This is a genomic window from Lysinibacillus sp. PWR01, assembly GCF_043359455.1.
Classification (GTDB): domain Bacteria; phylum Bacillota; class Bacilli; order Bacillales_A; family Planococcaceae; genus Lysinibacillus; species Lysinibacillus fusiformis_F.
The window spans coordinates 20,896-33,973 of the sequence record NZ_JBHERJ010000016.1 but is presented as its reverse complement, the minus strand read 5'-3'; the positions used below and the strand labels follow the sequence as shown (position 1 = coordinate 33,973).

Sequence of the window (13,078 nt, the reverse complement as noted above, 5' to 3'; positions counted from 1 at the left end):
AGATGAGTATTAAAGTCGTAATTAAGCGCAACACATATTTTGATTCAGTGTCATTGATGTCACTATCTACAAAAGCGAATCAAATTGAAGGCGTTGAGCAAGCAATTATTGGTATGGGTACAGAAATGAACAAAGGGGTCATTCGCAATGTTGGTTTGATGACGCCAGAAGTGGAAGAAGCAACAGCAGGGGACTTAATGATTATTGTCAAAACTACTAGTGCGGATCAAACAGAAAGCGCTTACCTAGCGGTTGAAGAATTACTAACAAATAAAAATAATGCACAAGCAAAAAGCGATATTAAATATGCAACGATAGATTCTGCTGCACAAGGTATCCCTGATGCAAACTTTGCAGTCATTTCTGTCAATGGTGCATTTGCCGTTCGTGAAGCACGCAAAGCACTTGAAAATGATCTACACGTGATGCTGTTCAGTGATAATGTGAGCGTTGAAGACGAAGTAGAATTAAAAACGTTAGCACATGAAAAAGGTCTATTAATGATGGGGCCAGACTGTGGTACGGCCATTATTGGTAATACAGGTCTTTGCTTTGCCAACGCTGTGAGAAAAGGTAATATCGGTATCGTAGCAGCATCTGGTACAGGTAGCCAAGAGGTAAGTGTTCGTATTCATGACTTCGGTGGTGGAATCACACAACTGATCGGTACTGGCGGAAGAGATTTAAGTAAAGAAGTAGGCGGCATTATGATGCTTGATGGCATTAAAGCCCTTGATGCGGATGAAGCGACAAAAGTGATCGTTCTAGTATCGAAGCCACCTGAAGCAAGTGTTGAGAAAAAAGTGCTCGCACAAATTAAAGAATGCAGCAAACCAGTAGTGGTTTACTTTATCGGTGGTAATGAAGAAGCTGTAGTGGCAGCTGGTGGACAATTTGCTAAAACATCGAAAGAAGCAGCATTAAAAGCAGTCTTACTAGCAGGTATTGATGAAGCAGGCATTAACAAACGTGCACTTAACATTCCATTAGTTGAAGAGGTTCGTGCAAAACTAGCACCAGAACAAAAATACATTCGTGGGTTATTCTGTGGCGGTACGCTTTGTGATGAATCTATGTATCTAGCGATGGAAAAATTCGATAACGTTTACAGTAACATTCAGAAAAATCCTGATTTCTTATTGAAAGAGATCAATGTGAGTCAAGAACATACTTTCATTGACTTCGGTGATGATGATTTTACAAATGGTAAACCACATCCAATGATCGATCCATCTTCTCGTATTGAGCGTTTCTTACAAGAAGCAAAAGATCCGTCAGTTGGTGTCATTGTGATGGACTTCGTATTAGGCTTTGGCTCTCATGAAGACCCAGTTGGCGTTATGCTTCCTGCCATGATTGAAGCAAAACAATTAGCTGAAAAAGAAGGCAGACACTTAGAAATCATTGGGTATGTCCTTGGAACTGATTTAGATACGCCAAACATAGAGGAGCAAGTGAAAAAATTAATCGATGCCGGTGTTACACATGCAAGCAGTAGTACAAATGCTGGATTACTTGCTAGAGAAATGGTGTTGAAAGGAGAAAATCATGAGTAAGATTAATGAACTTTTTACAAGTAAAATTAACGTAATTAACGTAGGTATTGAACTTTTTAAAGATGATATTTTAGCACAAAATGCAAGTGCTACACACTTAGAGTGGTCACCACCAGGTGGAGGTAAGCCAGAAATTATTGCAGCACTAAACAGAATCGATAAAGCAGAACTTGCTGAAAAAATTGAAGCAGCAAACCGTCTTGCAGTTGAAAAAATTGTGAACTCTCAACCCGTGCTGATTGGTTTTGATCAAGCCATCAATGTTGTGCCTGGCATGACGAAAAAAACAATTTTACACGCAGGACCACCCATTACGTGGGAAAACATGAATGGCCCAATGCAGGGCGCTGTTATGGGTGCACTTGTATTCGAAGGATTAGCAAAAGATTTAGAAGAAGCAGCAGTGGTAGCGGCTTCAGGAGAAATCACATTCTCACCTTGTCATGAGCATAATGCCGTTGGTTCAATGGCTGGTGTAACATCTGCTTCGATGTTCATGCACATCGTTGAAAATAAAACGTATGGCAATATCGCCTATACAAACTTAAGTGAGCAAATGGCAAAAATCTTACGTATGGGTGCCAATGATGACAGCGTTGTTGAACGATTAATATGGATGCGTGATGTGTTAGGGCCAATTTTACGTGATGCAATGAAATTAAATCAAGACGGCATCGATCTACGATTAATGCTTGCACAAGCACTTCATATGGGCGACGAATGTCATAACCGTAATAATGCCGGTACAAGCTTATTAATTCAAGCACTGACACCATATATCTTAGAAACAGATTACCCTGTTGAACAGAAGCGAGCAGTATTCGATTTCGTGGCAAGTAGTGATTATTTCTCAGGTCCTACATGGATGGCCTGCTGTAAATGTGCATTAGATGCTGCACATGGAATCGAATATAGTACAGTCGTGACAACAATGGCACGTAACGGTGTAGAATTTGGTGTTCGTATTAGTGGCATGGCAGGTAATACATGGTTTACTGGCCCTGCACAAAAAGTAATCGGACCGATGTTTGCTGGCTACAAACCAGAGGATTCAGGTCTTGATATTGGGGATAGTGCTATTACAGAAACATACGGTATTGGTGGTTTCGCAATGGCTACTGCACCAGCAATCGTTGCTTTAGTAGGTGGAACAGTAGATGAAGCAATTGGTTATTCTCGTAAAATGAAAGAAATTACAACGACGGAAAACCAAAATATTACCATTCCATTATTAAACTTCATGGGAATTCCTACAGGTATTGATATTCGTAAAGTCATCCAATCAGGTATTCTTCCAATTATTAATACAGCTATCGCACATAAAGAGGCTGGAATCGGTATGATTGGTGCTGGTATTACGAATCCTCCAATGGAAGCTTTTGAAAAAGCATTAATCACAATTAGTGAGAAGTGGGCTTAAGCCCACTTCCTATAAGTAGGAGGAGCTTTATATGGAACACGCTAAAATTGAACAGTCCAATCAAGACTATAGAGCACTTGGCTATTCGGAAGAACTTTTACCAAAAGGTCCTCAGGAAAGAGACTGGGGAATCTTTAACTACATTACCGTGTGGATGGGCGCAGTTCACAATATTATGTCTTATATGACGGTTGCAGGATTTTTTGTCTTAGGATTATCAGTTAATCAAGTTTTCTTAGCCATTATGCTTTCAGCAGTGATCGTCTCAGCAGGCTATTGCTTAAATGGATATTCTGCCTCTAAATATGGTATTCCATTTGCCATATTACTAAGAGATTCATTTGGAGTGAAAGGCTCTATTATTCCAGCATTATGTCGAGGATTGATTGCTGGGGTTGTATTCTTTGGTACGACAACAGTTGTGGGCGCTCAATCCCTTAATGTATTATTTGCAAGATTCATTCCGAACTATATGTCTATTGGTGGAGACTTCACTATTTTTGGCTTAGATGTTCCGACAATGATTTCTTATATTATTTTATGGGTCATTACAGTTTTACTATTTTTAGGCGGCATGGATATGCTAACAGTCTTCGGTAAATATTCATCACCGATTGTTTATATTTTCATTATTGGCGCAGCTATTTGGGCAATTAATATTGCTGGAGGAATCGGGCCCATTTTAGAATATAAGCCTTCTACAACAATGGAAAGTCCATTGGTCTTTATTGCCTGTGTGAGCGCATTGGTGTCAAACTGGGCGGGTCCAGTTGTAAATATTGCAGACTTTACGCATCGAGCTAAATCGCCAAAAGCAATGATCTATGGCTTATCCATTGGTATGATCGGCTCGTATCTCTTGTTTGCGATTACTTGTATTAGTTTAATAGCAGGGACAGAAATTGCTTTCGGGCAACCAATTTTTAATATTGTAGACGCTATTGATAAAATTCAAAATCCGTTTTCTGTAATTGTATTAATTTTAGCTTTAAATGTAGGCGCAACAGCTTTTGTAGTTTTCGGTAACTTATTACCATCGGGATTACAAATGACAACTTTATTCCCTAAAGTATTTACTGTCAAAACAGCAGGGATTTTAACAGCGATTATTGGCACAATCATTTTGCCTTGGAAACTCGTATCGAGTACAGAAACGTTATTTTTCTTCTATAGTTTTATAGGCTCTATGTTTGGACCCATCGCAGGTATTATGTTGTCTAGCTTCTTTATCGAGCGTAAAAGACGTTTAGATTTATCCGTAATTTATGTGGAAGAAGGGAGCAATGGGGCTTATAAATCTGGCTATAACATCGTAGCATGTATCGTCCTTTTGATCAGCTTCCTTTTACCGATGTCAGGTGCTTTCCTGAAAGGTGTGCCGTTCTTAGTACAGCTAAATAACTTTGCTTTCTTTAGCGGACTGATCGTGTCATTCATTTTATATACGTTGTTATATAAATTTAATCAGCAAAATGTTCAAAATAGTGTAGAAAAAGAAGTAGGGGTGTAGTTGTGAATAAATTAGTAATTGTAGCAATCGGCGGTAACTCGTTGGTAAAAGATAGTGGAAGCGAATCCATTCAAAGTCAGCAAGAGGCAGTTGCTCAAACTGTCGAACATATTGCGGATATGATTCAGGAAGGTTATAAAGTGGTTGTCACGCATGGCAATGGCCCACAAGTTGGTTTCACTTTACAACGAAGTGAAATTGCTAATGAGGTATCGGGCATGCCAGCAATTCCCTTAGTAAACTGTGTAGCTGACACACAAGGTGGAATTGGCTATTTGATTCAACAAGCATTAATTAACGAACTGGCTAAACGTCAAATTGATAAAAAAGTAGTCAGTGTGATTACACAAGTTGAAATCAATGAAAATGATCCAAACTTTATTAACCCTACAAAGCCAGTTGGTTCATTCTTTACTAAGGAGCAAGCCGAGGAGATGTTAGTCGAGCATCCTGATTGGAAAATGATAGAGGATTCGGGGCGTGGCTATCGTCGTGTTGTGCCTTCCCCAAAACCAATTGATATCGTGGAAAAAGACGCAATTAAATCATTAATTGACAATGATTATGTCGTGATCGCTGTAGGCGGTGGTGGAATTCCAGTTGTTAAAAAAGAAAACAATGTCTATGAGGGTGTAGATGCAGTAATTGACAAAGACTTTGCAACAAGTCTATTAGCTGCACAAGTAAATGCAGACTCATTAATTATTACGACGGGTGTTCCTCGTGTGTTTATTAACTTTGGAAAACCTGAGCAACAAGCACTTAAAGAAATTACAGTCGAAGAAACAAAGCAGCATGTTCAAGATAATCAGTTCCCGCCAGGCAGTATGCTACCAAAAATCGAAGCAAGCTTAAGCTTCTTAGAAAATGGTGGTCATCGAGTGATTATTACAAACCCTGAAAGTCTAAAAGAAGCGATTAATAATCAGGCTGGTACTCATATTATTAACTAGGAGGAATCACGGTATGGATTACATTCAACTAGCTGTTGATAAAACAAAAGAAGGTATCAATCAAAATATTGGTGGACCATTTGGTGCAACGATTGTAAGAGGAGATGAAATCATCGCTGTTGTAGGCAATACAATGATGCGTGATACAGACATCACTGCACATGCAGAAATAGTAGCCATTCGTGAGGCTTCTAAAAAGCTTGGCACTATGGATTTATCGGATTGTGTCATCTACGCTACATGTGAACCATGTCCAATGTGTGTTGGCGCAATCATTTGGTCAGGTATTAAAGAAGTCCATTATTGTAATACAGCAGAAGATGCTCATGTACATGGCTTCTCTGATATGCATTTACGTGATTACTTAACAGGTAAAGATAAAAGTGTGCTGAACATGAAAAAAATTGAAACGACTGAAGAATGTGATGCATTGTTCCATCATTTCAATGACAAAATGGCGAATAGTAAATAGATTGCAGCAGTCATAAACTGCTTAAGTCTTTCCGACAAATTAGAGCAGGGATCTCGTTATAGAGAATCCCTTTTCTAATTTTCAACCAAAAAGGTGTAAAATAATTGGTACAATGAAAAAAATGCTATGAAAGAGTACATTTGGTCTGATTTTCATCTTCGTAATGCTTAAGAAGGAGCTGTTTACATGATCTATAAAGAACGTTATCAACAATTACTAGATAAAATGAATCAATATAATTCAGGCGAGAAAGGGATTACGAGAGTTGCCTATACGAATGAAGAACAGGCTTGTTTACATGCCTTTATTCGTTTATGTAAAGATGAAAATCTTCAAATTCATATTGACCATTGTGGAAATCTTATTGCTCGAAGAGAAGGCAGTGTGCCAGGATTGCAGCCTGTTGTCATGGGATCCCATTTAGACACTGTCTATCAAGGCGGTAAATATGATGGCGTTGTTGGTGTAACCGCAGCCCTAGAGGTCATTAAGCGATTAAACGAGCGATCTATTGTGACAGAGCATCCAATTGAAATTATCGCCTTTGCCTGTGAGGAGTCTTCAAGATTTGGTGTGTCGACAGTAGGCAGTAAAGCAATGGCAGGTCTAATCGATAAAGAAAAATACCGCCATTTGGTTGATCGAGATGGTATTACGATGGAGCAGGCTTTTGCTCATTGTGGACTTGATTTTAGTAGTGTTGATCAAGCAACAAGAGTAGAGGAAGGATTCCATGCTTTTTTTGAATTGCATATTGAACAGGGACCATTGCTTATTAACTATGAGAAGAAAATAGGTATTGTAACAGGGGTAGCAGCACCAGTCCGCTTATTAATGAAGTTAAACGGAAAAGCATCCCATTCAGGCACGACCCCAATGAATATGAGAAAGGACGCTCTTTTAGGAGCATCCGAATTGGCATTAGAATTGGAAAAAGCAGCGATAGCAGAGCAGGAGTTTGGAACTGTGGCAACAGTAGGGATACTAGAGGTTGTGGCAGGCTCGATGAACGTAGTTCCAGGTGAAGTGGAGTTAACTGTAGATATCCGATCATCCTCTGTGGAATCGAGAGAACGTGTCCTTCAGCATTTTTATGCTGTTATTGCAAACGTTCAACAAAAGAGACAGCTTACGATTGAATACAATGTCATTAGTTCAGAGGAGCCTGTCCTACTTTCTCCAAATCTAATGCAAGATCTAGAAACGATTTGTGTAGAAAAGAAACTCTCCTATCAATTTATGCAAAGTGGAGCAGGTCACGATTCTATGAATATGACGAGGCTTGGACCAGTTGGCCTTATTTTTATTCCTTCTGTGGATGGTTTAAGTCACCATCCGGATGAACATACAGCGCTTGAAGATGTATTAATAGGAATCGATGTATTAGAGGCCGTTGTTCTAAAATATGCTTCAGTTAGCTAATTTGCATTAGTCATCTGAAGATCTACGTTTATTGCTAGCGTAATGATTCATAAAGGCAAAAATCGATTTCATAATAAAAAGACGACCTTCCTTGTTAGAAAGTCGTCTTTTTCATATGTGCATGATGCATTTGCTTCTGATTCCCAATTTTTAGTTGAATCAGTATCATCACGATGACGATAACAATCATGCCAATAATGGCAGTTGTAAAATTGCCTGTGTAATCTCGAACAAGACCGACAAAGAAGGGGCCAAATGCAGCAAATACAAAGCCAACTGATTGTGTCATGGCAGCTAAGAAGCTGGCCTCGTGAATATCTTTGGCCTCATCAATAGGTAGTGTTAGCCCTAATGAGAATAGCCCACCTGCACCAATACCAATCAGAATACTGCTTAGCCAAGGATTATAAGAAAATAGAAGCATCAATAAACCGATTAATTCTAATGATGAACTGCCTACTAGCCATACAGCTCTATGCTGAAAACGGTTATTTAATATAGGCACTAAAAACGTAGCGGGCATTTGGGCAACTGTTAATAGTGTCAGCATCAGCCCAGCTTCGTGTTTGCTATAACCTAAATTTTCAGCGATTGGGGGTAACCAAGCCATAATGGTATAAAACATAAAGGCCATTAAGCCAAAAAAGCCTGTTAAAAGCCAAGCCCTTTGATTCATTAACATTTGCTTCACAGTTATGCTCGTACTAGGTGAATTCGCGACTGTTGCCGTAACTGTTTTCTGTTCGAGGGGCTTCCACCAAAAGAATAAAGCGATTAAAGCAAGAATAGCCCAGGAGGCAGCAGAAACTTGCCATGAATGAAAAAGATTACTTAAGGGAATAGAAAGCCCTGAACCAAGTGCAGCTCCTACTACAAGTGCTAGCGAGTAAATACCCACTACACGAGAAGGGTTCGCAAATTTCTCCTTAATATAGCCTGATAATAATGGTCCCACGATGGCAATGCCAATGCCTGACAACAAGGCCGTTAACAGCATGACCCAGGCAGTATAAGCAAAATATCTGGCAGCTGTTGCTAGTCCAATAAGAATAAGAGAGTAAGCAATAGCTCGCTCAATGCTCCAACGATTGGCTAGTTTGATTGCAAAAGGTGCAAATAAGCCCATACAAAGTACAGCCAAAGAAGTGAATAAACTGGCCGTAGCCGCACTCATATGTAAAGCCTCACGAATGGTGCCTAATAAAGGGGACACTGAAGTAATAACAGGTCGTAAATTAAAAGAAGCTAAAATAATAGCGATAATTGGTACGATTTTACGTTTTATATTCATTGTCTTTCCACTCCGTCATATCAAATAAATAATAAGTCCAAATTGAAGTCTATACTAACTAGAATGATTGAACAATACTATTATTACTATTACAATAATAGTTACAAACTATGATGGATGTGATCGTTATGGAAATAAGGCATTTGCATTATTTTATGGCAGTCTATGAGGAGCTACATTTTACAAAAGCTGCTGAGAAACTAGGCATCGCTCAGCCAACATTAAGTCAGCAAATACGTGTGCTTGAGGATGAGCTAGGTATGCCATTGTTCGATCGGATTGGCAAAAAAATTGTTGTGACAGAGGCGGGCTCACTATTATTTAGCTATACTTCAGAGGTATTGAATACATTACAAAATGTTAAAGATTCTATTAAAGATTTACAGGCGCTAGAAGGGGGGCAAATACGTATTGGCATTATGCCCTCTGATCTTGACTATCGGATCACACAGCTAGTTATTGATTTCCATCAAAAATTCCCAAAGGTGAAATTAAAGATACTTGCTTCAATCGATATTATGCGGCAGGTGCTTGAAAATGAAGTGGATATCGGCATTGGGACGAATGTAGAATCAGATGATCGTTTGGTTATTATTCCTTTATGTAGAGAGGAATACGTATTGACTGTTTCAAAGGAGCACCCATTGTCAAATCAAACAGTGATCTCAATTGCTGAATTAGAAGACCTTCCTATGGTGATGTATCCAGAAGGTTTTCTTGGTAGAGAGGTTGTAGAAGAGGCTGTAAAAAAGCATGGTTTTCAACTCCATTCTATTCTTGAGACAAGCTCTGTCACGTCCATCATGAATCTTGTTCGAGCCAATATTGGTGTGACGGTGCAACCTTATCCGTTACTCCAACAAATGAATGATCCTACTTTGTGTAGTATACGGATTTCAAATGGTGCACCAAGCCGTAGCTTATCGATTATTTACCGCGTAGATCGCTATGTCAGTCAGGCAACAACAGCTATGATTGAGCAAATTAAAGATTATTTCAAAGGCTAATACGAATAAAATATGGGCGGTATAAAAATAAGTTCCTTTTTTTGGAGCGTTCACATATACTATTTATAAACCGACAGTCAGTCTATTTTTGTAAGGCAAGTTAAAAAAGCTTGTAAAGCCTCAACTTGTGCCTACATTTTTTTTACACAAATGATGACCGACTGTCGGTCTAATTGTATAAAGGAGTGGTCAGTATATGGAAATGCTAGTCAAAGAAAAGGGCTTTTCGAAAGATTTCATCATTATGGTAGTTGGTCAGATTATTTCTATTTTGGGCTCTGCGCTTTTAAGATTTGCTCTTTCACTTTTTGTTTTAGACATAACGGGGCGGGCAGATCTTTTTGCCGTGCTTTTTGCTATTTCAAGCCTACCTATTTTACTTACGCCATTTGGTGGTGCTATAGCAGATCGTTTTAATCGGCGTAATTTAATGGTCCTATTTGATTTTGTCAGTAGCGGCATTGTGTGGATGTTTTTTATTGGATTACTAACAGACAATCATTCAGTGATTTGGATTGGGTTGGTCATGGTGCTACTATCATTTATTAGTGCGATGTACACGCCAGCTGTAATGGCGAGTATCCCGCTATTGGTTAGCGACCAGAAGCTTGAGCAGGCCAATGGAATCGTCAATGGGGTGCAGGCATTAGCGGGGGTGACAGCACCTGTACTTGGAGGTATTTTATATGGAATGCTAGGTCTCAAAACTCTTGTCATAGTGAGTGGTTTATTATTTTTCTTTACGGCTATTGTAGAAATGTTTATGACAATCCCATTTGTAAAACGTAGCTATGATGGTCATTTGGTACCGACATTACTCAAAGACATGAAAGAAGGTTTTACTTTTGTCGTGAAGCAAACATTTATTTTAAAATGTACGCTACTTGCTGCTTTATTGAATTTATTATTGACACCACTATTTATCGTCGGTGTGCCTATTATTCTTCGTGTCACGATGAAAAGTAGTGATACATTATATGGAATAGGAATGGGCATTATTGATTTTGCGACGATTTTAGGCGCGTTAACGATGGGTTACTTTGCAAAAAAGCTGCGCATTCACACCCTATACATTTGGGTGTTGGTGTCAGCCTTTTTGGTAATTCCAATGGCTATGGCTGTATTTCCTCACACACTTCAAATTGGCTATTATCCCTCCTATACCCTATTTATTGGTTGTGCTCTTGTCATTGCGATGATGATGACAATCATCTCTATTTACGTGATGACGCTTGTCCAAAAGGATACGCCGAATGAGCAATTAGGGAAGGTTATGGCGATTATGATGGCCGTATCACAATGTATGGCACCGCTTGGGCAAATGGGGTATGGATTGCTATTCGAGTTCTTTCAAGACAACATCTATGTACCAGTCCTTATGATCTCTGTGTGTGTATTATTATTAGCGTTCGTAACGAAAAGACTATGGCGATTGGAGGCTAAATAATTTGCTAGGACAAAGAAAACCACCTTTTCATTGGTAGTTTTCTTTGTAATGCGATCGTTAGCTAAAATCTTCTTGTTCTACGACGTGGCCGATGCCTGCTGGTAGGAGTATTGGTAGGAATGGTTGGAAACAGTAGTGGTGGCATATGTTGTGTATTATCTCCTATATGAATAGCAATCGATTCCTCTTGAATAGGAGAGGCTTCCTTTTCTTCCTCATGTGATGAGTGTTCTGCCGCATGTAATAGTGGTGCTGGCGATTCGCTATGATGGGTAGTACTTGTAGTGCTAGTAGGATTTGTGGGAGCGGTTGTTTCTTGATGTGATGCTGAATGTTCTACTTCTGCATGCGGCTGCTGGACAGCATGGACGTCTTTCATGACGAGAATTGGTCGCATCATATCATGATCCTCATGCTCCAGGAAGTGACAATGCCACATATAATTTCCGATATGATCTTTCCAATGCATAATAATTTTCGTAACCTTACCAGCATCAGCTTTCACCGTATCCTTCCAACCTCGTTCATAGTCTCGTGGTTCTTCAGGCGGTCCTATAAATTGTACGATGCCTTCATTTTGATAGATCTCTAAATCAAAGGGCCTTCGTTCCAGAATTTTAAATTGAATAAGATGTAGGTGAATAGGATGGATAAAAGGCGTCGCATTAATAAAGTTCCAGATTTCCACACTATCTAAAGATGGTTTTTCTGTTGCTGGATCATGGTACATCCGATCATTTAATAGTAACATAGGTCGCCCAAACTCATCAGTGGTCGCTGTCAGTGGCAGTTGTCTGTCGATATGTGCATGGTGTGGATGTAGATCCATAGAAACGGCAAGTCTTTCTGGAATTTCACTTGTATCTTCACATTTTAAAGGCAGAGTTACTCGAAACTGCATAATCACATCTGTATGTTCATCACTGAAATCAGTATCAGTATTAAGTAAGGTGATCTCCTGTCCAGCACAGCTTGAGAAATCGATAATGACATCTGTGCGTTCAGCTGGCAGCAACTCGACAGATTGGATAAGTTGTGGAGCTGCTAAAAAACCCCCATCTGTACCAATTTGAAACATTGGTTGACCATTTGACAGGCCGATGACATAGCCTCTGCGATTAGAGCCATTTAGAAACCGAAATCTATATTTACGTGGCTCTACATCTAAATAAGGCCATAGTTTTCCGTTAACCACTATCGTATTGCCAACAAAGCCTGGTGTGATAGAGGGGTGAACGGGAACTGGGAATGGTGGTTCATCAGGATAAAACAATGAGCCATCCTCGTTAAATGATTTATCTTGTATTAAAATCGGATATTCATAGTCTCCACATGGTAAATTGGAACGTTCCTCAAGTGCATCCCTCAGTAAATAAAAGCCTGCTAATCCTGCATAGACATTTAAACGTGTTAAAGCCATGGCATGGTCATGATACCACATGGTAGTGCCCGGCTGATGATTCGTATATTCATGTATTTCCTTATTAAATTTTGGACCAGTATGCCGATAGTCTCTTGTGTACCATGCTTCTGGATGACCATCACTTTGCCAATCCACATTGGCACCATGTAAGTGAGTGACGGTCCTCACTTCTTGTGAATCGTTGGCGGCATGAAGCGTAAAATCTACTGGCAAAAAGTGCTGTAAGGGCAGCTGATTTTTATATTTCACGTAGATAGTTTTGTCTTTAGAAGCTTCAATGGTTGGTCCTGGATAAAGCCCATTGTATCCCCAAATTAATGAGTTTGGAAAATGCTTATGAAAACGATGCTGGCCTTCCATCATAACCAATTCGTAATAATCATTCTTTTGTTGCCCTCTACTGTATTTGGGTTTAGCGATCATTGGTTTTGGGAGTTCATCTACAAATTTTGGAATCGTTGCTGGGTCAGAGGGGTTAATTTGCATACTCACAACATCACGTCCCTTTTCAATACTTAAAATGGCTAATTATCTCATCATATGGGTAAAAACAATAGGTAACGAGGACAAAAATGGA

Annotated in this window: 10 protein-coding genes; 8 read left to right on the top strand and 2 right to left on the bottom strand. The window is 39.4% G+C overall.

The features are described from left to right. Positions 1 to 2: 2 nt before the first annotated feature. From fdrA to ACEVFT_RS01990, 6 genes are all read left to right on the top strand, one after another. Positions 3 to 1,556 (top strand): acyl-CoA synthetase FdrA, encoded by a 1,554-nt coding sequence (gene fdrA, locus ACEVFT_RS02015; protein ID WP_393947844.1) that lies wholly within the window; start codon positions 3 to 5, stop codon positions 1,554 to 1,556. After that, entirely contained in the window at positions 1,549 to 2,976 is a 1,428-nt protein-coding gene (locus tag ACEVFT_RS02010; RefSeq protein ID WP_342443085.1) for a YlbE family protein, read from the top strand. Before fdrA ends, ACEVFT_RS02010 begins: the two co-directional genes overlap by 8 nt. A 31-nt stretch (positions 2,977 to 3,007) precedes the next feature. Beyond that, complete coding sequence (locus ACEVFT_RS02005; protein ID WP_342443086.1) at positions 3,008 to 4,486, top strand: cytosine permease; 1,479 nt, start codon at positions 3,008 to 3,010, stop codon at positions 4,484 to 4,486. A 2-nt stretch (positions 4,487 to 4,488) separates the two neighbouring features. Beyond that, entirely contained in the window at positions 4,489 to 5,439 is a 951-nt protein-coding gene (gene arcC, locus ACEVFT_RS02000; RefSeq protein ID WP_393947843.1) for a carbamate kinase, read from the top strand. 13 nt (positions 5,440 to 5,452) lie between these two features. After that, the gene (locus ACEVFT_RS01995) at positions 5,453 to 5,911 is read left to right on the top strand and encodes a nucleoside deaminase (protein ID WP_205442461.1); all 459 of its coding nucleotides are present in this window, start codon (positions 5,453 to 5,455) and stop codon (positions 5,909 to 5,911) included. Positions 5,912 to 6,097: 186 nt separating this feature from the next. Then, on the top strand, positions 6,098 to 7,333 hold the full coding sequence (locus ACEVFT_RS01990; RefSeq protein WP_342534269.1) for a Zn-dependent hydrolase: 1,236 nt from the start codon (positions 6,098 to 6,100) through the stop codon (positions 7,331 to 7,333). Between the two features lie 94 nt (positions 7,334 to 7,427). Here ACEVFT_RS01990 and ACEVFT_RS01985 read toward each other — a convergent pair whose 3' ends face one another. Beyond that, a complete protein-coding gene (locus tag ACEVFT_RS01985) occupies positions 7,428 to 8,624 on the bottom strand; it encodes an MFS transporter (RefSeq protein WP_393947840.1) in 1,197 nt (398 codons plus the stop codon). Positions 8,625 to 8,734: 110 nt separating this feature from the next. Here ACEVFT_RS01985 and ACEVFT_RS01980 point away from each other — a divergent pair, with 110 nt between their 5' ends. Next, on the top strand, positions 8,735 to 9,631 hold the full coding sequence (locus ACEVFT_RS01980; protein WP_393947839.1) for a LysR family transcriptional regulator: 897 nt from the start codon (positions 8,735 to 8,737) through the stop codon (positions 9,629 to 9,631). A 196-nt stretch (positions 9,632 to 9,827) separates the two neighbouring features. Further along, entirely contained in the window at positions 9,828 to 11,078 is a 1,251-nt protein-coding gene (locus ACEVFT_RS01975; RefSeq protein WP_393947837.1) for an MFS transporter, read from the top strand. 61 nt (positions 11,079 to 11,139) lie between these two features. Here ACEVFT_RS01975 and ACEVFT_RS01970 read toward each other — a convergent pair whose 3' ends face one another. Then, entirely contained in the window at positions 11,140 to 12,987 is a 1,848-nt protein-coding gene (locus ACEVFT_RS01970) for a multicopper oxidase family protein (RefSeq protein WP_393947874.1), read from the bottom strand. Positions 12,988 to 13,078: the final 91 nt, after the last annotated feature.